Consider the following 25988-nt stretch of genomic DNA (forward strand, 5'->3'; position numbering starts at 1 on the left):
TGAAATCTCAGATATATGAATAGAAGGGGATTGTAGCATGAAAAAAAGAAATGACAGCAGAGGAATAAACACCAATACCTTTCTTAGTATTGGTGCTTAATTAACTTCAATTCGGGATTTGAGTAGGTTATGACTTTAATGCCATCTTAGGACGGATTACTTTATTTATTACAGAGAGAACCATCGGCAATATTAGTACTATCGCAGCGATAGCGGTAAAAGTCAGAGTGATAGGGCGCTCCCATAAGAAATTTAATTCACCATCACTGATCATTAACGCTCGACGTAAATTTTCTTCCATCATTCCCCCTAAAATAAACCCGAGTAGTAGTGGAGCTAGAGGGAAGTTAGCTAGCCTTAATGCAATAGCTACCATTGCAATTAATATCATGATAAACACATCAACGGTATTAAAGGAAACTAAGTAAACTCCTGTAATCGAGAAGAATAATACCATCGGCATTAATACGGTTCTTGGTACTGCTAATAATTTTGAAATGTAAGGGATCAATGGCAAGTTAAGGATGACTAAAACAATATTACCGAAATACATTGAGATAATGACAGACCAAAAAATATCAGGGTGATCCACAAACAATCTTGGCCCCGGTTGAATACCATAGGCAATAAGCGCACCAAGCATTATCGCGGTGGTACCAGAACCCGGAATACCTAAAGTCAGTAGTGGAACAAAAGAGCCACTTGATGCTGCATTATTGGCTGACTCTGGTGCGACAAGACCACGAATGCTGCCTTTACCAAACTCTTCTTTTTTCTCTTTAGGTGCAAGGTTTCTCTCCATGCCATAGCTTAAAAATGCAGCAATGGTAGCGCCGGCACCGGGTAGTACACCAGTAAAGAAACCAAGAATGGATGAACGAACTGCAACCGGCGCCACTTCTTTCACTTCTTCTTTGGTGATTTTCATACTACCTAGATCAGACATTTTTCTTTGTTCATCTTCACGGGTGTCTTGTTCTGGTTTTAAAATTCCCATTAAGGTTTCCCCTAACGCGAATGTTGCCATCGCCAGTAATAAGAAGCTAAAACCATCCATTAAATCAGTTAATCCAAAAGTAAAGCGCTCAACACCAACACCTTTATCGATTCCTACGGTTGAAAGCATTAAGCCGAGAACCGTCATCATCCACGCCTTAACGACTTGGCCTTTACCTGCAAATGCAGCAACCGCGGAAAGTCCAACAAGCATTAAGGCAAAATAATCAGAAGATTGGAAACTTAAGGAGACTTTCGCTAAGGCAGGAGCCGCAACTAATAGCATGATTGCTGATAGTGTACCGCCGGTAAAAGAAGAATAAGCCGCGAGCGCGAGTGCTTTACCTGCTTGCCCCTTTTGTGCCATAGGATAGCCATCGAAGGCGGTGACAACCGTTGAAGAGCACCCCGGAGCATTGATTAGGATGGATGAGGTTGAGCCACCGAAAACAGCACCATAATAAACGCCAGCCATTAAGATCATGCCTGATGCAGGATCTAATCCATAGCTAATTGGAATCATTAACGCAATCGCAGAAATTGGCCCTAGACCGGGAAGCATTCCAATAAAAGTGCCAACAAAACAACCGATCATTACCATCATTAAATTGGTCGGCATAATCGCAGTAGATAAACCTGATAAAATTCCATCTAACATAACTAATTCCTTTAATTACTAACCAATAAATAGATAGCCGGGTTCTAGATAAATATCTAAGCCTTTAGTCAGCAGCAGCCAAAATCCAGTAACAAATGGGAAGGATGCTCCAAGTAAAATGGATTTGCGTCTCTCACCCAATAAATAAAATCCTGCAAGTAAGAAGAAACTGGTCGCTAAAACAAAACCTAACCAAGTTAATCCGATACCATACAGAATCATTAAGCTAATAAAACCGAACAATAACTTCCAATTAAAACCTAGAACAGCGCCACTTTTCTCATTGGGTTGAGCTGTAACGATAAGAAGTAATGAAAGGAATATCCCTGCAAATGTTAATAGATAAGGAAGCGTACGAGCGGTGAAAGGTTCATACTCATCGCCAGGAAATAAAGGGATTAAGCTGGTTTGGTAGCCATAACAGAGACAGACAATTAAAAAGATAACTGCGCCAACACGGTCACGACATAATAGAGAAGAGCTAGAATACGACATGAGTTCTCTCCATGAGGTGGTTAAATTAATGAAAAAAAGAAAAGCTACCTTGGAATAGAGGAACATCTAAAGTAAGGAGAATTAATGAACCATATCCGGTGGAGTCATTAACCTATCCAAGGTAGCTTGAAAGGTTATTTTAGAAAGCCAAGTTCACGCATTAAATCGCCCATGAGTTTTTCTTGGTCTTCAAGGAAAGCGTAGAAATCTTTATCGCCCTTGTAGTTATCAATCCAACCATTACGGTCACGAACCACGGCCCATTGCTCTGTTTCGTACATTTTTTCAAATGCCTGAGTATATTCATCGATTTTTGCTTGTGGTGTTCCAGGTGCCGCAAAGAAACCACGCCAGTTAGCAAACACAGTATCGTTGCCATATTCAGTAAGCGTTGGAATCTCTGGAGCGCTATCTAAACGTTTTGGCGCTGTAATCGCAAGGATGCGAACTTGACCACTTTTCGACATCTCAAGGACCTCTCCAAGTCCTGTTGAAAGCAATGGTGTTTCACCTGACAATAAAGCTGCCATTGCTTTTCCACCTGCGTCATAAGCGATATAACGAACCTTTCGAGCATCAAATCCTTCACCTTTAAAGGCGGCTGCAATTACCAGATGATCCATACTGCCACGAGCTGAACCTCCAGCGATTTTTACTGAGCGAGGGTTCTTTTCAAAATCAGCAACGACTTGTTCCCAACTCGTATATTTTGAATCTTTATTGACGACGATGGCTCCATAATCAGCAATGGTTGCTGCAATAGGTGTCAAATCTCTAAATGATTGTGGGAAGATACCGCTTAGAGAGCGGATCACAATAGGTGTTGAGTTCACCATTAATGTGTCGGGTTGGCGTTCAGCGGTTTCAATTAAATGTGCAATTGCTTTACCACCACCACCACCAGAGAGATTCTGGTAGGAAGCTTGTTCAATAATGTCAGATTTTAATAAGACATCACCCGTCCCACGAGCGGTCATATCCCAACCACCACCGGCACCTCCAGGGATGATAAAGTGGATTTTTTCAATATCAGCAGCAATCGCTGAGCTTGAAAATGCAACTGTGGCTGCAATCATTGAAGCGGTGATCTGTTTTTTAAATGAAGTAAGCATGAATAGCATTTCCTTATGTATAGTAGGGATACCAACCTCTTTGGGTTGTTTATGTTCACCTTATTTACTGCTTTTTCTTAGTTGTTGCACAAATGTTATTTGGTTGGGGGCGTTTTTTCTATATAGGGAAAATAAAGGATATTTAGAACATTAAGGGAATTTAGTTCATAAAGTTCATGCAAGTTTTAGGAATAAAAAAAGCCAAGCAATTCAATGAACTGCATGGCTTTTTTATTACTATTGATGTCACTTAAATTTTATTGAGTTTTGAACTCATTCAATTTTTCAGTTAATGAGTGACTTTCTTTGGTTAGTTCTTCTGTATCTTTTAGTGACGTTTGCATATCGCAAAGTACTTCGTTTGCTGCTTCATTAATGCTTGTAACATTACGGTTTATTTCTTCAGATACAGAGCTTTGCTCTTCAGCTGCCGAAGCTATTTGATTATTCATGTCATTAGCAACCAGAATTGCATTGCTGATCTCTTTGAGATTTTCTTGTGCAATTAACGTTTCTTCTTTTGTTGATAATGCTTGTTTTTGGCTGTTATCCATTACAGTAACAATGCTTTGAGTATTTTGTTGTAGAACACCAAGCATGTTATTGATCTCTTGAGTAGAGGTTTGCGTACGACTAGCAAGATTTCTCACTTCATCCGCAACGACAGCAAAACCACGACCATATTCACCTGCGCGAGCAGCTTCAATTGCAGCATTTAGTGCAAGTAGGTTGGTTTGCTCTGCAATACCTCCAATTTCAGCCAAGATATTTTGAATATCATTGCTTGATGCTGATAGGTTAACTACTTGCTCTTGAGCTTCATTGATGAATTGCGCTAATTCTTCAACGGAAGCCGCGGCTCTATCCATGATCTTCTGACCATCTTCACTGCTTGTTTGAATTTGACTTGCTGCTGTTGCTGCTTGTAATGCCGATGAAGCCACTTCCATTGCTGTTGCGCTCATTTCATTAATTGCAGTAGCTAGTTGAGTTACTTCATTTACTTGGTTTTGAAGTTTAACTTGTGATTTCTCTGTCTCTGCCATGGTGTTCATAGAAGATTGAGATACCAACTCAGCAGTGTCTTTTGCGTTATGTAATGTGTTCTGAACTTTTTCAATAAAAGAGTTAAACCAGAATGCTAACTGACCAATTTCATCTTTTGAATCAATATTAATTCGTTGAGTTAAGTCACCATCACCTTGAGCAATATTTTCAAAACGACACGTTAAGTTCATTAGTGAATTACCGATTTGTCTTGCCAAAATAAAGATAATAGCAATACCGATAATGGATGAAATTAAACCGCTTAGAAGACCATTTGAAAGGGCATCATTGCTTAATTCATGACTTAACGAATTGAAATCAGTGATCTCTTTTTGTAATACATTTGATGGTATAGAAACCATAACGATCCAAGGTTTAGAACCTGTTTCAATGGTTGCAATCGCCGTTTTAAATTGCCCAATGTCTTTTAAGAAAACCGTTTTATTTTGAGCTTCTTGTTGGATTTGTCCCCAGTTTTTGGCGAAATCATCCTTTACTTTTTTACCGACTAATTCTTCATTTTGGCTAAACGAAAGCAGTGTACCGTTCCATGATGCGATAGAAACGGCAGCTCCTTGAATACCAATAGATTGAGCCGCTTTTTTACTGATTTCTTGAAAGCTTTTAATAGACCAATCGTACCCTAATGAACCTACAATTTTATTGTTGTAAAGTAATGGTAAACTGATGGTTGTAATAAGTTCTTGGTTACCTCTTACATTGTAGTAATAAGGTTCCATAACAAAACTTTTTCCTGATTCAAAAGGTGCTAAATGCCACTCGTCAATACGCTCACCGTTATCATTTAAAGAAGTATTATTGAAGCTATCCATTCCTAATGCTTCAAAAGTTGAACCCGTTGGAGAGAAAAATGGAGATAATACGCCTTGTTTATTTAGTGCTTTTTGAGTGAGTTCAGAATCGTCTTTAATGAAATTATTTTCTTCCCATACCATGTAGCCTGCGAATACACTTTCATTTTGAATTTCTAAAGAAGACGTAAATTGTTCAACCAAAAGACTTGCATTTGCTTGATGTTGGTTTGAAAGCTCTAGTAATGATTGCAATTGTTTTAGATTGCTGATTACAGGTGCAAATTGGCCATTCAATTCAGCGCGTTGTTGATCTGCGATAGACAACAATTTGTAATCAATATTTTCAGCAAGTTGATTTGAAACTTGTTGAGTGATTTCTTTATTGACCCCGTCATACGACACTGTTGTAAAAAACATTGCTGTACTCAGTGTTATGAATATAGCAAGCCCTGCGCTAACTGCTATGCGTGTTTTTATTGATTTGAACATAATCCTTCCATGCCAAATAATTATTTATAGACTTACTTATCGGCTTAAAATAAATAATCCTTAATAAAACAAGGGATGTTTTATAAGTTTTGTACTTATTACTATTCACGTTAAGTTCACAATTGTAGGTTTATAGTGATAATTCATATTTAGTCACATGCTAACTCTCTCTATTTATTGCATTTCTGTTATTCTTAGAGTGTTAGTTAAATCTATATTACTTTTAATGGTGAAAGAAAATGAATAAAAAAATACTATTACCTTTGTTGTGTTCGATTGCTTTGATGGGTTGTGATGATGCAAGTGAAACCATTGATAAAGCACAAAATGCAGCTAACCAAGCAGTAGATAGCATGCAATCAAAATTAGAAAGTATGGATTTTAAAGAGTTGAATTTAGATCAATTTGATGGCGCTGTTGGTTCTGCATCTGAGTTTGCAGAATCAATTAATGAAGCATTAAATGCGGATTATACTAATCCAAAAGCGCTGACTGAAATACAAGAGCACATTGCAAATGCATATAGTTGTTTGGTTGAAGCGTCATCTGAATCAAATGCAGAGAAACTGTTAAATAAAGTAATGTCTAAAATTACAAATGAAGATGCACAAAGCTTAATTGAAAAAGGCGTAGAAAGTGCAAAAGAAATGCAAGAGTGTGTAATGTAGAATAAGTATATAAATTTAAGCCCTGTGATGGTCTCTGTATAAAGAGTATCGCAGGGCTTTTTATTGCCTGTTAGGCTTTATTATTAATTCAAGTAAGTAAACTACTTGAATTGATAAAGATTACAGTTTGTCTGTCAGCTCAATTGCTTGACCGATGTAGTTAGCTGGAGTCATCTCTTTTAGACGCGCTTTCTCTTCTGCAGGGATTTCTAAACCATCGATGAATGCACGCATGCCTTCGCCATCTACACGCTTACCACGAGTCAGTTCTTTTAGTTTTTCGTATGGCTTTTCGATGCCGTAACGACGCATTACTGTTTGTACAGGTTCAGCAAGAACTTCCCAGTTTTTATCTAGCTCAGCTTCAAGTGCAGCACGGTTAACTTCTAATTTGCTAATGCCTTTTAGAGTCGATGTGTATGCAATGATAGCGTAGCCACAACCAACACCTAGGTTACGAAGAACCGTTGAGTCAGTTAGGTCACGCTGCCAGCGAGATACAGGCAGTTTTTGTGCTAGGTGACTAAAGATAGCATTAGCAAGGCCTAGGTTACCTTCTGAGTTTTCAAAGTCGATTGGGTTAACTTTGTGCGGCATTGTAGAAGAACCGATTTCACCAGCAATTGTTTTTTGTTTGAAGTGACCAAGAGCGATGTAGCCCCATACGTCACGGTCAAAATCAAGAAGGATAGTATTGAAACGAGCAATCGCATCAAATAGCTCAGCAATGTAATCGTGAGGTTCGATTTGAGTTGTGTATGGGTTCCAAGTTACACCTAGAGATTCAGTGATGAATTCTTCGCTGAATTTGTGCCAATCAACATCTGGGTAAGCAGAAAGGTGAGCGTTATAGTTACCAACAGCACCATTGATTTTAGCTAGGATTTCAACGTTTTCGATTTGCTTGTATTGACGTTCCATACGGTACGCCACGTTAGCCATTTCTTTACCCATAGTCGATGGAGAAGCTGGTTGACCGTGTGTACGAGACAGAAGAGGAATGTCACGGTATTCGTTTGCTAATGCTTTAATCGCATCAATAACGTTACGAATCTCTGGAAGAATCACAGTATCACGAGCTTCTTTAAGCATTAGAGCGTGAGACGTGTTGTTGATATCTTCTGAAGTACATGCAAAGTGAATGAATTCATTAATAGCGTGAAGCTCAGGAACTTCAGCTACTTTCTCTTTTAGAAAGTATTCAACTGCTTTAACGTCATGGTTTGTAGTGCGTTCAATTTCTTTGATACGCATTGCATCTTCTTCATTGAAGTTTGCTGCGATGTTATCTAAGAATTGATTCGCTTCTGCGCTTAATGTAGCCACTTCCGCAATCGTTTGCGTAGCAGCTAGTTTTTGAAGCCAACGAACTTCAACAACAGTACGGTACTTTAGTAAGCCATACTCACTAAAGATGCTGCGTAGAGAAATTGTTTTACTTCCGTAGCGACCATCTACAGGTGAAACAGCAGTTAATGCTGACAATTCCATGTGAATCTCCTAGATATGTATAAATGTTAAAGGAAAAAGCCTACCTGAAATCAAGTAGGCTTTAATTTTTTAAATTCGAGCGAGAATAATTTTTGCTTGCTCAACCATTTTCTTTCGGCCAAAGATCAAGTGACGGCGTTTGCCTCCCACTTGACGCCACAGTACGGCTGAGCGAATACCAGATAACAATAGAGCTCGTACTTTATGCTGAGTCATCGGTTGTTGTAGAACCGATGGAGTACCTGTTACTTGAATTCGAGGGCCCATTGGACTGATCACATCCAAGTAAATGCTCGCAATATTACTTAGCATTTGTTCATCGTGAATGTCAAAGTGCTCAAGCTGGCGTTCGATAGTACCGATACGTTCACCTAATTTACTCATGCCATCACGATGGCCGGCTAGCTTGCGCTCTAGAGCCATAAGGCTGATAAGGTAACGAGTCAATTCACTACCTGAAGGCGTATTATCAAAATCGCGAACTAAGCACTCTAAGCCAATTCGTAAATTTGATTCTTTTCCATAAACGGCAACCGTATTACTTGGGTTCGTTTCTAGAATTGATTGAATTGCTGTGTCAAACGCCTCTTGATCACAGTGACCATCTTTTGCCATTTTTTGAACTAAGCTTGCAGCTTGGCAAATGCCAGCAAATGCAATGGTTCTGTCAAATAAAGTGTTCGCCACGCGTTAACTCCTTAAATACGCTCTTCGATAATACCGCCACCTAGACACACTTCGTCTAAGTAGAATACTGCAGATTGACCCGGAGTCACTGCAATTTGCGGTTCGTCAAAAATCACTTTAATGTTTTCATCATCAACTGGGATGATAGTACAAGGGATATCAGTTTGACGGTAACGTGTTTTAACCGTACAGCTCAATGGTGCTTTAATTGGCGTGCGATCAACCCAATGAAGTTGAGAAGCCAATAGACCTTGAGATTTCAATAATGGGTGATCTTTGCCTTGAACGGCAATTAATACATTGCGTTTTAGATCTTTTTCACCAACGAACCATGGATCTTCATTACCGCCACCGCCTTTGGTGCCGCCAATGTGTAGACCTTTACGTTGACCTAAGGTGTGATACATCAAACCTTGGTGTTGACCAATCACTTTACCTTCAGGTGTTTCAATATTACCTGGTTGCGCTGGTAGGTATTTACCTAAGAATTCAGTGAATTTACGCTCACCGATAAAGCAGATACCTGTTGAATCTTTTTTCTTCGCCGTGATCAAACCTTGCTCTTCAGCAATGCGGCGTACTTCTGGTTTCTCAAGTTCACCAACAGGGAATAAACTACGAGCAACCTGCTCTGAGCTTAATGTGTATAGGAAGTAGCTTTGATCTTTATTTGAGTCCAAACCACGTAACATCTGCGGTTTAACGCCATTAGCGATTTCTTCAGCGGTAGGGAAGGTACGACGAACGTAGTGCCCCATAGCAATAAAGTCAGCATCAAGCACTTCATCAGCAAATTCTAAGAAGGCTTTAAATTTGATTTCTTTATTACATAAGATATCTGGGTTTGGTGTGCGGCCCGCTTTGTATTCCTCTAGGAAATATTCAAATACGTTATCCCAATATTCAGCAGCAAAGTTAATGGTGTGAAGGTGAATACCTAATTTGTCACACACCGCTTGCGCATCTGCTAAATCTTCGGCAGCAGTACAATATTCCTCGTTGTCATCTTCTTCCCAGTTTTTCATGAAAAGACCTTCAACTTGGTATCCTTGTTGCTGAAGTAGGTAGGCTGATACTGAAGAATCCACACCACCGGACATACCGACGATGACTTTCTTTTGGCTGTTGTCTGACATTCTTTAACACCACTAATAAAACTTGAGGCAGATTCTAACAGAAAGAATATGCATGGGACAGATCCGAGAGCAAAATCACATAATTATATCGGTAAAAATATGTGATTTTATCGCTTTCAGTCTTTCAGATTTAACCGTTTTGCTAAACGATGTAAATTTCCTGTATCAAGTTGCAATGCTCTGGCTGTTGCTGCCCAATTTTGATGCTGTTCTTGATACGTTTTTTTAATTAAATTTGCTTGAAACTCATCCGTTGCAGAGCGTAAATCTTTTGTATTTTCAGCTTGTGAATCATCAGTTTGGTGAGTAATGTTTTTTTCTGTTTTTTCCTCTTTTTTGATCAAAAAGTGCGCAGGGGTTAATACCAAATCAGAATCATAATGTTGAGCTCTTGATAAAACGGCAGCTCGGCTTATCACATGCTCTAGTTCTCGAATGTTTCCTGGCCATGAATATTCATTAAGTAGAGTAATGGCTTCGGGGGTGATTCGTATACTTGTTGCTCCTAATTTAATACGACTCTTTTCTGCAAAATAACCAACGAGTAAAGTGACGTCGTTGCCTCTTTCTCTAAGCGGTGGGACAAAAATAGGGAAGACACTCAATCTGTGATATAAATCTGCGCGAAAATCGCCATTTTTTACCTCATCACTCAGTGTTTTGTTGGTTGCTGCAATAATTCGAGTATTTACCTTGATGTGGTTATCGTCACCAATACGCTGAATATCACCATATTGTAAAACACGCAATAATTTAGCTTGAAGAGCCAATGACAGCTCACCTATTTCATCTAAAAATAACGTACCATTATCAGCCGATTCAAATTTTCCTTTTCTGTTACTGATCGCTCCAGTAAAAGCGCCTTTTACATGTCCAAATAACTCACTTTCTGCGACGGATTCAGGTAATGCCGCGCAGTTTAAATACACTAAGTTTTGTTGAGAGCGTGAAGACCTTTGATGTAAAGCACTCGCAACCAGTTCTTTACCTACACCTGTTTCACCCGTAATTAATACGGATAATTCTGTATTAGCTACTGCGTTAATGTTGGCTTGCAGTTCTTGCATTGCAAGTGATTCACCAATCATTTCTACACTATTATCAGATGAGCGCTCAAATGATGAGTTATTTGAGTTTTCTCCCGATTGATTTTCTAATTTTTCCATTAATAAAGCGGTATGTAAGCTAGTTGACGCTAATGCACTGATTATTCTTAATTCTTTGTTTGTAAATTTATCAAATTGAGTAGGGTCAAATGCATCTATTGTGACCGCTCCAATTAACCGTTCATTAACCATTAAAGGTAATCCAATACATGAGTGGACCTGCAACTGACGCTCTTCGTTAGCAATCAGACCATCATAAGGATCTGGTAAATCACTATCTGATGGAAATCGAACAATGTCTCCAGCTCGAGCAATCGCTTCTAAGCGAGGATGTTGAGAAATAGCAAAACGACGGCCAATTACATCGCTGTCTAAGCCGTTGGTAGCAAGAGGAGAGAAATATTGATTTTTAAACAGAAGAAGGGCAGAAGCATCGCACTTTAAAGCGTGTCTAATTGTCGAAAGTAAGCGCTCAAAACGGTCTCTACTTGATAATCCCGAGGTGAGATCTAATGCAATTTGAACCCATTCATCTTTAATGTTTTTCATTGAAATCCCATAGGTATAAATAGTGTTAATTTGACAATTATAGTGTCATTTTAACAAAAGTAAATAATTGTCATAATGACAGCGTTGATGAGGTTCTGTTTTTATTTTCTTATAAAACAATAAGATAAAAGTTGGCACGCGCGATGCAATATGTGTAGTAACGCTAATAATTAAATGAGAAAAACAATGACTATTCATATTAAAAACAATGTTAACTGGGTTGGACAACGTGATTGGGAAGTATCTGATTTCCATGGTACTGAATTCAAAATGACCAAGGGCACAAGCTATAACAGTTATCTTATTCAAGAAGAGAAAACCGTGCTTATTGATACGGTAGACCATCGTTTTAGCCATCAATTTATTCAAAATTTAGAAATGGAAATTGACCTTGCAAGCATTGATTACATCGTAATTAATCATGCAGAAGAAGATCATTCAGGAGCGCTTGCTGCATTAATGGAGAAGATCCCAGGTACTCCAATTTACTGCACTGAAAATGCGATTGATTCCATTGTTGGTCACCACCATCACCCTGAGTGGAATTTTAGACCAATAAAAACAGGTGATGCATTAGATATTGGTAATGGCAAACAATTGATCTTTGTTGAAGCGCCTATGTTGCATTGGCCAGATAGCATGATGACTTATTTAACCGGTGATGCAATTCTGTTTAGTAACGATGCATTTGGTCAACATTATTGTGATGAACGTTTGTTTAATGACGAGGTAGATCAAACAGAATTAATGGATCAATGTTTACGTTATTACGCGAACATTCTTACGCCATTCAGTGCTCTGGTTACCGCTAAAATTAAAGAAGTATTAAGCTTCAATTTACCCGTCGATATGATTGCAACATCTCATGGTTGTGTATGGAGAGAGAATCCAACTCAAATCATCCATCAATATTTAGAGTGGGCTGATACCTTTCAAGAAGATCGTATTACGATTTTTTATGATTCAATGTCAAATAACACTCGTATGATGGCTGATGCTATTGCGCAAGGCATTCACGATGTTGATCCCGCTGTAGCAGTAAAGGTCTTTAATGTTTCTCGCCAAGATAAGAATGACATTTTAACCAGTGTGTTCCGATCAAAAGGGATCCTCGTTGGTTCATCAACCATGAATAATGTGATGATGCCAAAAATTGCCGGCATGTTAGAAGAGATCACCGGGCTTAGATTTAGAGCGAAAAAAGCAGGTGCTTTTGGGAGTTATGGTTGGAATGGTGGTGCGGTTGATCGAATCCATTCACGTTTAACTGATGCTGGTTTTGAAACGGCTGTTGGGCTAAAAGCAAAATGGCGCCCAGACGGTAAAGCGATGCAATTATGCCGAGAGCATGGACAATTTATTGCAAAACAATGGGCACTAAAACCACTAATAACGACATTTAATACGATCAATGTAGAAAAGAAAGAACAAACAGTAAAAGTCATTGAATCTGCAGCAGGCAAAGAAATAAAAGGTCAAGATCCAGTGGTCATGGTGGAACCTTCGGTAGGGGTATCTACTGAATGCAAAGGGACGTCGATAACAACTGACTCTAAACAATGCATGCTTTGCTCGGTTTGTAATTGGGTTTATGACCCTGAAATTGGTGAGCCGAATCAAGGTGTAGAACCAAATACACCGTGGTCTTTGGTACCTGATGATTTCTTATGCCCTGAATGTCATTTAGGTAAAGACGTATTTGTGGAAATTAATTAGGAGAAAAGATCATGAATTTACCTATAGTGATTATCGGTAGTGGTTTTGCTTCTTACCAGTTAATTAAAACGATTCGTCGGACAAATACTGAGTGTGACATTCACGTGTTCACTTGTGATGAGGGACATGATTACAACAAACCCGATTTAAGTCATGTGTTTTCAAAACAACAACATCCAGAAGATCTAATTACATTGTCTTCGAGTGATTTTTCTGAGCAATACAATGTTATTTTGCATTCCAATACTTGGGTTGAATCGATTAACCCAGAGCAGCAAAGCATTACGGCAAATGGTGAGAAATATGCTTACGATAAATTAGTATTAGCAACAGGGTCTCACACGTTTGTTCCGCCTTTTCATGGTGACGGATGTGAGGATATTTTGACCTTAAATAGCTTGAAAGAGTTTTCAGCGATTCAACAAAAAATACTGGATGCGAAAAATATACTGGTTGTTGGTGGTGGCTTGATTGGTACTGAACTCGCTATGGATTTGGCAACGACAGGAAAAATGATCACATTGGTTGAACCAAATACGCATTTATTAGCCAATATGGTGCCTGATTTTATCTCTTTACCGCTTGAGAAAGCTTGCAAAGAAAAGGGGATTATCGTCAATTTATCCGATTGTGTGCAAGCCGTGAATAAGCAAGAGCAAGGCTACAGAGTCACAACCAGTAATGGCCATTCGTATTACGTGGATTGTGTCATATCAGCGGCTGGTTTAAAACCCAATACACAATTAGCCATAGAAGCAAATCTTACGGTTAATCGTGGTGTTGTGGTGGATTCAAAACTGCAAACATCAGCTAATAATATCTATGCTTTAGGTGACTGTGCGGAAATTGAAGGCAAAGTCATGGCGTATCTTCAACCTATCTTATTAAGCGCGAACGCATTAGCTAAAACACTATTAGGTACAGATACTGCTCTCGCATTGCCTAATATGATGGTGAAAGTGAAAACACCTAATTATCCAGTGCAGCTAGCAGGTAATACATCCACTGACATTGAACGATGGTCTGTTGATATCGATACACAAGGTTTGTGCGCTAAAGCTTATGACGTAAATAATCTATTAACGGGATTTGTAGTAACAAATGAGCGAGTTAAAAACGCTTTCCCACTATTTAGAGAGCTAAATACAACGAATTAAAAAGAGGTGAACTATGACAGAAATTCCTCATGGCTTAATTAAAGGCGTTGTCTTAAAACGCCATGATTGGACCGATAGATTATTCAGTCTGTTTGTTGACGCTCCAATTAATGCTTATCAAGCGGGACAGTTTACCAAATTGGCATTATTAAATGATAAAGGCGACTGGATAAGAAGGGCGTACTCTATCGTTAATAACCCTGATCATATTGAAGGGCGAGAGCGAATGGAATTTCTGATCATAGCTGATCAAAGCGGGGAGTTATCTCCTTGTTTGCAAAAACTGAATGCTGGTGATGAGATTTTTGTTGGCAAAGATACCAGTGGTTTTATGACCATTGATGAAGTTCCTAAAAACGCAGATGATTTTTGGTTGCTTTCAACAGGAACAGCCATTGGTCCATTTATATCGATATTAGAAACACCAGAACTTGAAATACGCTTTAAAAATCTCGTGTTAGTTCATGCGGTAAGAACAGAGTCTGAACTAATTTATCAACAACGAATTGAACAGTTATTTAAACGATATAACAAGAGGTTTCATTATGTACCAATTGTTTCTAGAGAATATGTCAGCGGAGCTTTATGTGGACGAATCCCGTCTTTATTGCTCAACGGAGAGCTTGAAAGGAGAGCAGAACTTCAACTTAGTAAAGCATCTAGCTTCTTATATATTTGTGGCAACCCAAACATGGTTAAAGACACATCTGATGCACTAAAAGAATTCGGTTTTGAAAAGCATTTACGTCGTAAACTTGGGCAATTTAGCTCAGAAAATTATTGGTAATGATTTGCACTGTTTGAATCATACAAAACGATTTGGAGAAATATCATGAGTCATTTACGTATCCCAAAAAATTGGACAATTCAACGTTCAACGCCATTCTTTACTAAAGATAATGTACCTGAGGCATTATTAACGCATCATAATACTGCTGCAGATGTATTCGGTCAGCTATGTGTGATGGAAGGGGTTGTTACTTATTATGGATTTGCAGATTCAGAAGCAACAGAACCTGAGATTACAGTTGCCATTAATGCAGGACAGTTTGCTACAAGCCCACCGCAATATTGGCATCGTATTGAGTTAAGTGACGATGCTCAATTCAATATCAATTTTTGGTCTGATCAAGATAAAAATGGAAAAAAAATGTTCAATACGAAATAGTTTACATTTTACGTATAGGGTATGTGGTTCAGCCATCAACGTTTTTATGAACGTTGATGGCGAGAAATAAATTGAGTTAGATTTTAAAGAAAGAAAGGAGGCGTTTTTGTTCTTCAGATTGTCGAGCTAATATTTCACTTTCCTGAGCATTCTTTTTAATGCTCTCAGCATTTTGATTAACCATTTCTGAGGTTAACATAATATTTTTTGTTATCTCTTGAGTTACACAGGCTTGTTCTTCAGAGGCTGTTGCTACAAGTGTATTCATTTCTGAAATATGAACTACTGCGTTCGAGATTTGATTGAACGTCGTATTCACCTCTTCAGCGATGAATTGAGACTCTCCGACTAAATGTGAGTTTTCAGTCATATGCTGATCTGCTTTCTCAGCTTGTTCTTGTAATTTGGAAATAATCTCTTGAATATTAACCGTTGAATGTTGAGTTTTTGCTGCTAGTGCACGAACTTCATCTGCAACAACCGCAAATCCTCTTCCTTGTTCTCCTGCGCGAGCGGCTTCAATGGCTGCATTGAGTGCTAACAAGTTTGTTTGTTCAGAAATATTATTAATAACTTCGACAACAGAGCCAATATCTGAAGAATATTCACGTAATTGATTTACTATCGTTGCTGATTCTTTTACCGAATCATTAATTCTTTCAGCAATGTTTTTTGAACGCTCTAATGCATCGTAACCTTCAGAAATACTATTGTTTGCATTCACTGTTGCTTTTTCTGCATTAGAAGCATTAATACTGACTTCTGTTGCAGTTTGGGACAATTCATTTACAGCTGTAGCAACTTGTTCTATTTGTTCTAATTCAATCTGAACATTGGTTGTTGATTCTTCCATTACGTTTTTTAATGCTAAGGAAGCAGAAGACACATTTTCTGCAATAGAATGAGAGCCTTGAGCTATGGTAGCTAATTTATCAACTGTTTGGTTTATACTGCTTGTTAACTGAGCCAGTTCATTTGAACCATTCTCTTCAGGCTGTTTTGATGACAAATCGCCCTCTGCAATCTTCAGCATTGCATCTTTTATAGAAATAATTGGATTAACAATAGAATTTGATAATACAAATGAAATAGCAAGCATTAACACAGAGAAAAGAAAACTAATCATACTGAACATAGTAATCAAGGAAGAGAATTTTTCTTCAGAGCTTGAAATTGAATTATCAACACGATCAGAAAGTTCAGTAGTAAATAAATTTAATTTATCAACCACATCCATACCTAACATGCTTGCTTTGTCTTGCCATTGTCTAAGTTCTTCTTTAGATATTAAACCATTAGCATAATTATTTAATACGGTTTCGGTTTGTGTCATGTGTTGATAGTAAGCATCAAACGCCATTTTTCTTTCTTTAGTTGATTGTCGACCATCATCTTTAAATGATTTATTAACGTCGGCATACCAAGTATTTAATGCGTTTGTATAGGTTTGACGATATTTATTATCTTGAAGTGAACGAAAATAGTGAACACGTATAACCCATAGTTGAGTTACTTCTTGATCATTGACAAAATTGATCGTATTTACTGCATTTGATATTTGAAGACTTGATTCTTTTTGTGCAGTTTCAAAATATTTAAATGAGATATAAATTACTAAAAAGAAAAAACTAATAGTGATCCAACTTAAACTTAGTAATTGTGTTTTTAATTTAACGTTTTTTAAAAAAGTAAACATATAAAATGTAAGTGGCTGAAAAATGTGATGCGGATTGTATTTATAAAAAATAAAAAAGGAATATTATCTCTTTAAATATTTAGAGTGTTTGCACTAAAAATGAGCGTTTTTATTTTCTGGAATTTTCGTTGATATTTTTTTTGCATATCTAGCTTGTATTGCATTTTGTTTTCGTATGGATACTTGGTGTTAAAGTTGATTTTCTATTGTTAATATTTTCCAAATGAATGCGTTTTTTACTTTTTCTATGGCATAGTAAGCAAAATTATTAAGTGAGCAGTACAAATGACAGAGCAACTAGACGATTTCATGACAGAAGAAACATTGATTGAAACCGTAAAAAATCAAATTGAAGATGGCAGTCCTATCGCAGTTAAAGAAACATTAATGCGTTTAGTTATGACGGGTAATCCACGTGAAGAAGCCATTGAAATGATGGCGTGTGCGCTAGCTATTGAAGTATTTGATGTGATGAAAAATGGCGCAGAGTTTAATCAAAAGCGTTATAAAGAAAATTTAGAATCATTACCAGACATGAGCTTCATGGGTGACGAATAATTCCAATAATTAGTAGACAGTAATTGTCTTTGATATTGAAATAAAAAGGCCTGATAGTATTAGAACTATCAGGCCTTTTTCATAAAGTAATGCGTTAATTAGCACAGCCAATTTCACCAGTTAGCATACAGTTTTGTTGCTGTTTTTCTTGGTTTTTATAATGCTCATTAGTCAATTCTGTTGAGTTAATATCAGCTCTATCTGCTGGAGCGCAAGCGCTAAGTAAGAGTACGCTAGCAAGTCCTACTGCTTTAACCATGGTGTTCATAATGATCCCTTTATTTTTTATAATTAATATAGCCAGTCTAATTTAAAAAACAGTAAACAGATAGTGGAATTAACGTTTTTATTACAATTTAATCTGTTGTTTTTAAAGTGATACTTCTTTCCAGGTGCCGTGAGCTACATCTTTTATTGTCCAATCTCCCATTGAATAACGTATCAATCGTAATGTTGGAAAACCAATATTAGCTGTCATACGGCGTACTTGTCGGTTACGACCTTCAATAATCGTAATTGAGATCCAAGTTGTTGGAATAGCTGCTCGAAAACGCACCGGTGGGTTACGCTCCCAGATTTCAGGTTCTGGCATGATTTCTACTTTCGCAGGCAATGTCATACCATCTTTTAATTCAACACCTTGGCGAAGTTTATCTAAATCGTCTTCTGTTGGTGCACCTTCAACTTGTACCCAATAGGTTTTTGGTGATTTGGATTCTGGTTGAGTCAATCGTGCTTGTAACACGCCATCATTAGTTAAGATCAACAGACCTTCGCTATCGCGATCAAGACGGCCTGCTGCATAAACGTCTTTAACGGAAATAAAATCTGCGAGGGTCTGGCGATGTTGGTCATCAGTAAATTGACTCAATACATCAAAAGGTTTATTAAAGATAATAACTTTACGATCTTTAGGTGCAGGGCGTGGCTTTTGAGTGCTTTTTTTCTTAAAAGCCGGTTTTTTCCAATTAGGGGAACGTTTGAATGTCATGTTAACTACCTTGCAGATTTGTAAAGCTTTTGTGGTGTTTAGTTTTAAAGTTCACCGCTTTTCGCTATAGTATGCGCGTGAAATAAGAGACTAATAAAAATAATACCAATGTAATTAATGATTAGAATTGGTATCAAAGTCGGTAAATTACAAAGCCTATTATACGTTTTGTTGCGGGTTTTGTGGATTAAATAGGGAAATTAAATGACAACGCAAAAATCTAAGATTATCTATACTATCACTGATGAAGCGCCAGCACTGGCGACGCACTCACTTCTTCCAATTATTCAAGCATTTGCAGCATCATCAGATATCGATGTTGATACTCGCGACATTTCACTTGCTGGTCGTGTTATTGCTAACTTTCCTGAATATTTAACTGAAGAGCAGCGTATTGGTGATGCATTAGCAGAGCTTGGTGAATTAGCTACAACACCAGAAGCAAATATCATTAAACTTCCAAATATCAGTGCATCTATTCCTCAACTTCATGCTGTAATTAAAGAGCTTCAAGCGAAAGGCTATGCTCTACCTAACTATCCAGAAGAAGCAAAAACAGATGAAGAAAAAGCGGTTAAAGCAGTGTATGACAAAATTAAAGGATCCGCTGTAAACCCTGTACTTCGCGAAGGTAACTCTGACCGTCGTGCTCCAGGGGCTGTTAAGCAATACGCTCGTAATAACCCACATTCGATGGGCGCATGGTCTGCTGATTCAAAATCACACGTCGCAAGCATGAGCGATGGTGATTTCTATTCAAGTGAACAGTCTGTAACTATTGATGGTGCAACGAATGTAAGTATTGAGTTTGTGGCTGAAAATGGCGATATCACCGTACTTAAAGAAGGGTTAGCGCTAAAAGATAAAGAAATCATTGATGGTTCTTGTTTAAGTAAGAAAGCATTGGTTGAGTTCTTTGAAGCAGAAACAAAAAAAGCGAAAGAAGAAGATGTGTTACTTTCGCTACATATGAAAGCAACCATGATGAAAGTATCTGATCCCGTGATCTTTGGTCATGCTGTAAAAGTCTTCTACAAAGAGGTATTTGAAAAACACGCAGCGACTTTTGAGAAGCTGGGAGTAGATGCAAATAATGGTATTGGTGATGTGTATTCTAAAATTGCCTCTTTACCTGAAGCTGAGAGAGCGGAAATTGAAGCTGATTTAGCTGCGGTATATGCATACCAACCAGAGCTTGCAATGGTTGATTCAGACCGTGGAATTACCAACCTTCATGTTCCTAGCGATGTGATTATCGATGCTTCTATGCCAGCAGCACTGCGAACTTCTGGTCAAATGTGGGGACCTGATGGCCAACTGAAAGACACGAAAGCGATGATTCCAGATCGTTGTTATGCTGGTGTTTACCAAGCTGTGATTGATTTCTGTAAAGTAAATGGTGCGTTTGATCCAACAACAATGGGTTCAGTACCTAATGTTGGTTTAATGGCTCAAAAAGCAGAAGAGTACGGCTCTCATGATAAAACATTCATCCTTCCTGCCGCAGGTACAGTACGAGTGATTGATGGTGCAGGTCATGCGCTTATTGAACATTCTGTTGCTGAAGGTGACATTTGGCGTATGTGCCAAGCTAAGGATGCACCAATTCAAGATTGGGTGAAATTAGCGGTAAATCGTGCTCGTGCAACCGGAACGCCTGCGGTCTTCTGGCTTGACGCTAATCGTTCACATGATGCGGAGCTGATTAAAAAGGTAAATACTTACCTTGCAGGTCATGATACAACGGGGCTAGATATTCGTATTTTAGCGCCAGTAGAGGCGACTCAGTTCTCATTAGAGCGCATTGTTAAAGGCGAAGATACTATTTCAGTAACAGGTAATGTATTACGTGATTACCTAACAGATTTGTTCCCTATTCTTGAGCTAGGCACATCAGCGAAAATGCTGTCGATTGTACCTCTTATGAATGGTGGTGGTTTATTTGAAACCGGAGCGGGTGGTTCAGCACCAAAGCACGTTCAACAGTTTGAAAAAGAAAATCATTTACGTTGGGATTCTTTAGGTGAGTTCTTAGCTCTTGCTGCTTCGTTTGAACATTTAAGTGTGACAACGGGTAACGCAAAAGCACAAATCTTGGCTGATACATTAGATGCGGCAACATCGAAGTTTTTGGAAACGAATAAGTCACCATCACGTCGTGTGGGTGAATTAGATAACCGTGGTAGTCACTTCTATCTTGCAATGTACTGGGCTCAAGAGCTGGCAGCACAAACTAAAGATACAGATCTTCAAGCTTACTTTGGTTCGTTAGCTGAAACATTAACATCAAATGAAGCAAAAATTGTTGATGAGCTCAATGCTGCGCAAGGCGTTGCTGGTAACGTTGGCGGTTATTTTCAACCCGTTGCTGAATTAGCTGCGAAAGAGATGCGTCCAAGTGCAACATTAAATGCAGCACTAGCATCGCTGTAAAATTATCACTATTTAGATAAATGAAATAAAGCCTTGAGGTAGTTATACCTCAAGGCTTTTTCTTTTATTTATGTCTGATATTAGCTTTGATTAGCATTAAATGCTGGTATTGTAATAATTACGTTTTGGGCAAGACGAAATAATTTCAGCTCGATTAAATGAAATCACTTCTTCAAGGATAACGTCAAAGCCCCATAAACGATGAAGATGTTTCATTACTTCTTCATGGCTCTTATCCAAAGGTATACGGTTATGAGGAATATGACGCAGAATTAAAGAACGATCACCTCGCACATCTACATTCCACACTTGAATGTTAGGTTCTAGGTTACTCAAATTGTATTGAGCAGCTAATTTTTCTCTGATTTCGCGATAACCTGTTTCATCATGAATAGCATTTACCTCAATATGTTTGTTTTTATCATTATCTAAGATAGAGAATAGCTTAAATTCTCTAATTAACTTAGGTGATAAATATTGGCTAATAAAACTTTCATCTTTAAAGTTATGCATGGCGAAATGCACCGAATCTAACCAATCGCTTCCTGCTAAATCCGGAAACCATTCTCTGTCTTCATCTGTTGGCTCCTCACATATTCGACGAATGTCTTGGAACATGGCGAAACCAAGAGCATAAGGATTAATTCCGCTGTAATAAGGACTGTTATAACTTGGTTGAGCAACAACATTGGTATGACTGTGTAAGAATTCGAGGATAAACTTTTCAGACACTAATCCTTCGTCATAAAGGTGGTTAAGGATCGTATAGTGCCAAAAAGTAGCCCAACCCTCGTTCATTACTTGAGTTTGTTTTTGAGGATAAAAATATTGGCTAATTTTTCGAATAATACGAACGACTTCTCGTTGCCATGATTCAAGTAGGGGAGCATGTTTTTCTATAAAATAAAGAATGTTTTCTTGTGGCTCTGATGGAAAGCGAACTTTTTCTTCGTTATTTTCTTCTTTTGATTTTGGTACGGTTCGCCATAGGTCATTTACTTGAGATTGAAGATAGGCTTCTCTGTCTTCTTGACGAATTTTTTCTTCTGCTATCGAGATTTTTTCAGGGCGTTTATATCTATCTACGCCATAGTTCATTAAGGCATGACAAGAATCGAGAATTTTTTCTACTTCATCAACACCGTATTTTTCTTCACACTTGGTTAAGTATTGTTGAGCAAACAATAAATAATCGACAATCGAACTGGCGTCAGTCCAAGTTTGAAATAGGTAATTACCTTTAAAAAATGAGTTATGACCATAGCAAGCATGTGCCATGACTAAGGCTTGCATTGTAATGGTGTTCTCTTCCATTAAATAGGCAATGCAGGGGGAGGAGTTAATAACGATTTCATAAGCGAGTCCCATTTGACCATGCTTATAGTTTTGTTCTGTTTGGATGAATTTTTTACCAAATGACCAGTGATGATAATTAATGGGCATACCTACACTAGAGTAAGCATCCATCATTTGTTCAGCTGTGATGATTTCGATTTGGTTTGGGTAAGTATCCAAACGGTAGTGCTCGGCAACACGCTTAATTTCTACATGATATTCTTCGAGCATTTGAAAGGTCCAATCTGGCCCATCAGGTAGCTTTGTCGTCCTTTTCATCATTGCCTCCTTAAGCCAGCTGCTTTTGAAATAATTCTCTGAATATTGGGTAAATATCTTCAACGGAGCGAATGTTTTTCATAGCAAAATTATCAAAGCCTTGTGCCAACTTGTCGTACTCAGTCCACAATGTTTGGTGATGACGTTTTGTGATTTCGATATATGAGTAATATTGGCAAGTTGGAAGAATGGATGACGTCAGTAACTCTTTACATTTTGGTGAGTCATCAGCCCAATTATCACCATCAGAGGCTTGTGCGGCATAAATATTCCACTCATTTGCAGGAAAACGTTCAGCAACGATGTCTCTCATGAGTTTCAATGCGCTTGAAACCATGGTCCCACCGGTTTCTTGAGAGTAAAAGAAATCGTGTTCATTTACTTCTTTCGCTTGAGTGTGGTGGCGAATAAAAACGACTTCTACGTTTTCATAAGTACGAGTTAAAAATAGATAAAGTAGAACGTAAAAACGTTTTGCGATGTCTTTGGTTGCTTGATCCATAGACCCAGATACATCCATTAAGCAAAACATCACCGCCTGACTTGATGGGATTGGGGTTCGTTCGTAATTTTTATAACGCAAATCAAACGAATCAATATAAGGAACATGTTTGATTCTTTCTCTAAGTTCCTCTATTTGCTCCTGCATTTTACGAACCGTAAGCGGTTGACTCGGTTCACTGTTTTCAATGGCTTCTAATTCTTGCTCTAACTCGGACAATAATCGTTTTTTACCCGCTGTCATGGCTGTTCTGCGGGCAAGTGATTGCTGTAGGGAGCGGACGATATCAATATTAGAAGGGACGCCAGCGGTTTGATAACCTGCTCGATGGGTTTCCCATTCTGTTATTTTTTGAACTTGGTTTTTCTCAAGATTAGGCAATTCAAGTTCTTCAAAAAGAATATCAAGGTATTCGTCTTTTGATATTTGAAAAATGAAATCGTCTTGACCTTCGCCATCAGCACTGGCATCTCCATCACCAGCACCTCCGCCACCATTACCACCCTGAGGACGTTCAATTTTATCGCCTTTAATAAATTGGTCATTACCGGGTAATACACGTTCACGAATACCACCTTGACCTTGATGGAAAACAGGCTCCGAAATATCTCCCTTTGGAATAGAGATACTTTCACCACTTTCTGTATTGGTTACTGAACGTTGATTTACAGCATCAGAAACCGCACGTTTTATTTGGTCTTTATGGCGACGAATAAAGCGCTGTCTATTGACTGTACTTTTCTTTTTACCATTCAACCTTCGGTCAATAAATTGAGCCATAATATTGCCCTCCTGATTCATATCACCTTAGCGATTGTCTAAAGGAACTTACTTATATAGACAACAAATTAGCTAAAATGTTATTAGATCAGCCCATAATCAGCTATGGGCTGTAACGTCCTGTTTATTTTTATGATGATTTACGAACACGTAAGTACCATTCAGCTAATAGTCTTACTTGTTTTTTGGTGTAGCCTTTTTCCATCATTCGAGCTACAAAATCATCGTGTTTTTTCTGATCGTCGGTTGAGGTTTTTCCGTTAAAGGAGATAACTGGAAGAAGATCTTCTGTATTGGAGAACATTTTCTTCTCAATAACTACACGCAGTTTTTCGTAACTGGTCCAGGTTGGGTTTTGTCCGTTGTTGTTTGCTTTTGCTCTAAGAACAAAATTCACGATTTCATTACGGAAATCTTTTGGATTGCTGATCCCCGCTGTTTTTTCTATTTTTTCTAATTCATCGTTAAGTGCTGAACGGTCAAATAATTGGCCAGTTTCAGGATCACGATACTCTTGATCTTGAATCCAAAAATCAGCATAGGTTACGTAACGATCGAAAATGTTCTGACCATATTCTGAATAAGACTCAAGATAAGCGGTTTGAATTTCTTTACCGATAAACTCGACATATTTAGGGATTAAGAACCCTTTTAAGAATTCGGTGTATTTATCTGCAATGTCTTGTGCAAATTGTTCTCTTTCTATTTGTTGTTCTATTACATAAAAAAGATGAACAGGGTTGGCTGCGACTTCGGTTTGATCAAAGTTAAATACACGAGAGAGGATCTTGAAGGCGAATCGAGTTGATAAGCCTGACATACCTTCATCAACACCAGCAAAATCTCGATACTCTTGGTAACTTTTGGCTTTTGGATCGGTGTCTTTTAGGGTTTCTCCGTCATAAACACGCATTTTAGAGAAAAGAGATGAATTCTCTGGTTCTTTTAGACGCGATAATATTGAGAATTGCGCCAGAATATCTAACGTACTAGGAGAGCAAGGTGCATGAGACAATTCACTGTGCTCTAGTAGTTTTTGGTATATCTTGATTTCTTCCGATACACGCAAACAATAAGGGACTTTTACGATATAAACCCTATCTAAAAAGGCTTCGTTGTTTTTGTTATTTCGGAACGTTTGCCATTCTGATTCGTTTGAGTGAGCAAGGATCATCCCATCAAATGGTAACGCTGACAGTCCTTCTGTCCCATTAAAATTACCTTCTTGGGTAGCAGTTAAAAGAGGATGAAGCACTTTAATCGGAGCCTTAAACATCTCTACGAATTCCATTAGGCCTTGGTTCGCTTTACATAGTGATCCCGAATAGCTATAAGCATCAGGATCATCTTGGGCGAAATGCTCTAATTGACGAATATCGACCTTACCTACAAGAGAGGAAATATCTTGATTGTTCTCATCGCCCGGTTCCGTTTTTGCGATACCGATTTGGTCAAGAATCGATGGGTGAACTTTAATGACTTTAAATTTCGTTATGTCGCCACCAAATTCATGCAGTCGTTTTGCTGCCCAAGGTGACATAATGGAGCGTAGGTTACGTGGTTCAATACCGTATTCATTTTTGAGTAGTTCACCATCTTCATTGACATCAAATAAACAGAAAGGGTGATCATTAACTGGGCTGCGTTCCCCATTTGCGCTAAGTACATAAATAGGTAATTTTTGCATTAAGCTTTTTAGTTTTTCAGCAAGTGAAGACTTACCACCGCCTACTGGACCTAATAAATAAAGCACTTGCTTACGTTCTTCAAGGCCTTGAGCTGCATGTTTTAGATAAGAAACAATTTGTTCTATTGGCTCTTCCATACCATAGAAATCTTTGAAGGTTTCATAGCGAGAAATAACACGATTAGAGAAAATGCGACTGAGTTGCGGATCAAGTGCAGTATCGACGACTTCAGGCTCTCCAATGGCCAGCAGTAATCTTTCTGCTGCATTAGCATAAGCACTTTTGTCATTACTACATAGTGATAAGAAATCTTGCAGTGACATCTCTTCATCTTTTGCCGCTTCATAACGGGCTTGATAGTGGTCAAAAATACTCATATCCATTTCCTCTTGTCATCCGTTTTTTAAATTACGCATACTAAGCCTAGTAACTAAAT

Annotated in this window: 21 protein-coding genes; 7 read left to right on the top strand and 14 right to left on the bottom strand. The window is 38.2% G+C overall.

What is annotated here, in order from left to right; translation table 11 throughout:
• Window positions 1-127 precede the first annotated feature (127 nt).
• The 4 genes from GNP81_RS03975 to GNP81_RS03990 form a co-directional block, all read right to left on the bottom strand.
• Window positions 128-1654, bottom strand: coding sequence for a tripartite tricarboxylate transporter permease (locus GNP81_RS03975; protein ID WP_155670601.1), 1527 nt, complete (start codon window positions 1652-1654; stop codon window positions 128-130).
• 18 nt (window positions 1655-1672) lie between these two features.
• A complete protein-coding gene (locus tag GNP81_RS03980) occupies window positions 1673-2149 on the bottom strand; it encodes a tripartite tricarboxylate transporter TctB family protein (RefSeq protein ID WP_155670599.1) in 477 nt (158 codons plus the stop codon).
• Window positions 2150-2283: 134 nt separating this feature from the next.
• The gene (locus GNP81_RS03985; protein ID WP_155670597.1) at window positions 2284-3261 is read right to left on the bottom strand and encodes a tripartite tricarboxylate transporter substrate binding protein; all 978 of its coding nucleotides are present in this window, start codon (window positions 3259-3261) and stop codon (window positions 2284-2286) included.
• 257 nt (window positions 3262-3518) lie between these two features.
• Window positions 3519-5612 carry a methyl-accepting chemotaxis protein gene (locus GNP81_RS03990; RefSeq protein ID WP_155673593.1) on the bottom strand — a complete coding sequence of 698 codons (2094 nt, stop codon included), beginning with the start codon at window positions 5610-5612 and terminating at the stop codon, window positions 3519-3521.
• Window positions 5613-5851: 239 nt separating this feature from the next.
• On the opposite strand from GNP81_RS03990, the gene GNP81_RS03995 reads away from it, so the two are divergent.
• Complete coding sequence (locus GNP81_RS03995; RefSeq protein WP_005420220.1) at window positions 5852-6280, top strand: hypothetical protein; 429 nt, start codon at window positions 5852-5854, stop codon at window positions 6278-6280.
• A gap of 120 nt (window positions 6281-6400) precedes the next feature.
• Here GNP81_RS03995 and purB read toward each other — a convergent pair whose 3' ends face one another.
• The 4 genes from purB to norR all read right to left on the bottom strand — a co-directional run bounded on the left by purB (window position 6401) and on the right by norR (window position 11249).
• Window positions 6401-7771: an adenylosuccinate lyase gene (gene purB / locus GNP81_RS04000; protein ID WP_155673594.1), complete on the bottom strand. Its 1371-nt coding sequence runs from the start codon at window positions 7769-7771 to the stop codon at window positions 6401-6403.
• Window positions 7772-7840: 69 nt separating this feature from the next.
• Window positions 7841-8458 (bottom strand): high frequency lysogenization protein HflD, encoded by a 618-nt coding sequence (gene hflD, locus GNP81_RS04005; RefSeq protein ID WP_005420216.1) that lies wholly within the window; start codon window positions 8456-8458, stop codon window positions 7841-7843.
• Between the two features lie 11 nt (window positions 8459-8469).
• On the bottom strand, window positions 8470-9594 hold the full coding sequence (gene mnmA, locus GNP81_RS04010; protein ID WP_005420215.1) for a tRNA 2-thiouridine(34) synthase MnmA: 1125 nt from the start codon (window positions 9592-9594) through the stop codon (window positions 8470-8472).
• 116 nt (window positions 9595-9710) lie between these two features.
• Window positions 9711-11249 (bottom strand): nitric oxide reductase transcriptional regulator NorR, encoded by a 1539-nt coding sequence (gene norR, locus GNP81_RS04015; protein ID WP_155670593.1) that lies wholly within the window; start codon window positions 11247-11249, stop codon window positions 9711-9713.
• 186 nt (window positions 11250-11435) lie between these two features.
• Between norR and norV the strand changes: the two genes are divergently transcribed.
• Genes norV through GNP81_RS04035 form a run of 4 tightly spaced genes read left to right on the top strand, consistent with a single transcriptional unit; the run spans window position 11436 to window position 15290 of the window.
• On the top strand, window positions 11436-12965 hold the full coding sequence (gene norV, locus GNP81_RS04020) for an anaerobic nitric oxide reductase flavorubredoxin (RefSeq protein WP_155673595.1): 1530 nt from the start codon (window positions 11436-11438) through the stop codon (window positions 12963-12965).
• An 11-nt stretch (window positions 12966-12976) separates the two neighbouring features.
• A complete protein-coding gene (norW, locus tag GNP81_RS04025) occupies window positions 12977-14122 on the top strand; it encodes an NADH:flavorubredoxin reductase NorW (RefSeq protein ID WP_155673596.1) in 1146 nt (381 codons plus the stop codon).
• A 13-nt stretch (window positions 14123-14135) separates the two neighbouring features.
• On the top strand, window positions 14136-14909 hold the full coding sequence (locus tag GNP81_RS04030) for a ferredoxin--NADP reductase (protein WP_155673597.1): 774 nt from the start codon (window positions 14136-14138) through the stop codon (window positions 14907-14909).
• Window positions 14910-14954: 45 nt separating this feature from the next.
• The gene (locus GNP81_RS04035) at window positions 14955-15290 is read left to right on the top strand and encodes a TehB family protein (protein WP_155670585.1); all 336 of its coding nucleotides are present in this window, start codon (window positions 14955-14957) and stop codon (window positions 15288-15290) included.
• A 76-nt stretch (window positions 15291-15366) separates the two neighbouring features.
• Here GNP81_RS04035 and GNP81_RS04040 read toward each other — a convergent pair whose 3' ends face one another.
• On the bottom strand, window positions 15367-16986 hold the full coding sequence (locus GNP81_RS04040; RefSeq protein WP_155670583.1) for a methyl-accepting chemotaxis protein: 1620 nt from the start codon (window positions 16984-16986) through the stop codon (window positions 15367-15369).
• Window positions 16987-17271: 285 nt separating this feature from the next.
• Between GNP81_RS04040 and GNP81_RS04045 the strand changes: the two genes are divergently transcribed.
• Window positions 17272-17544 carry a hypothetical protein gene (locus GNP81_RS04045; protein ID WP_012532917.1) on the top strand — a complete coding sequence of 91 codons (273 nt, stop codon included), beginning with the start codon at window positions 17272-17274 and terminating at the stop codon, window positions 17542-17544.
• A 94-nt stretch (window positions 17545-17638) separates the two neighbouring features.
• Here the strand turns inward: GNP81_RS04045 and GNP81_RS04050 are convergent, their stop codons facing one another.
• Window positions 17639-17812, bottom strand: a complete 174-nt coding sequence (locus tag GNP81_RS04050; RefSeq protein WP_155670581.1) for a hypothetical protein — start codon at window positions 17810-17812, stop codon at window positions 17639-17641.
• Between the two features lie 102 nt (window positions 17813-17914).
• Window positions 17915-18535, bottom strand: coding sequence for a pseudouridine synthase (locus GNP81_RS04055; protein WP_155670579.1), 621 nt, complete (start codon window positions 18533-18535; stop codon window positions 17915-17917).
• Window positions 18536-18739: 204 nt separating this feature from the next.
• Between GNP81_RS04055 and GNP81_RS04060 the strand changes: the two genes are divergently transcribed.
• Complete coding sequence (locus GNP81_RS04060) at window positions 18740-20968, top strand: NADP-dependent isocitrate dehydrogenase (protein ID WP_155673598.1); 2229 nt, start codon at window positions 18740-18742, stop codon at window positions 20966-20968.
• Window positions 20969-21064: 96 nt separating this feature from the next.
• On the opposite strand, the gene GNP81_RS04065 is transcribed toward GNP81_RS04060, so the two are convergent.
• The 3 genes from GNP81_RS04065 to GNP81_RS04075 all read right to left on the bottom strand — a co-directional run bounded on the left by GNP81_RS04065 (window position 21065) and on the right by GNP81_RS04075 (window position 25929).
• Complete coding sequence (locus GNP81_RS04065) at window positions 21065-22582, bottom strand: SpoVR family protein (protein WP_155673599.1); 1518 nt, start codon at window positions 22580-22582, stop codon at window positions 21065-21067.
• Between the two features lie 10 nt (window positions 22583-22592).
• Window positions 22593-23864 carry a YeaH/YhbH family protein gene (locus GNP81_RS04070; protein WP_155673600.1) on the bottom strand — a complete coding sequence of 424 codons (1272 nt, stop codon included), beginning with the start codon at window positions 23862-23864 and terminating at the stop codon, window positions 22593-22595.
• A 130-nt stretch (window positions 23865-23994) separates the two neighbouring features.
• A complete protein-coding gene (locus GNP81_RS04075) occupies window positions 23995-25929 on the bottom strand; it encodes a PrkA family serine protein kinase (protein WP_155673601.1) in 1935 nt (644 codons plus the stop codon).
• Between the last annotated feature and the right edge of the window lie 59 nt (window positions 25930-25988).

Source organism: Aliivibrio fischeri (assembly GCF_009727955.1).
Classification (GTDB): domain Bacteria; phylum Pseudomonadota; class Gammaproteobacteria; order Enterobacterales; family Vibrionaceae; genus Aliivibrio; species Aliivibrio fischeri_A.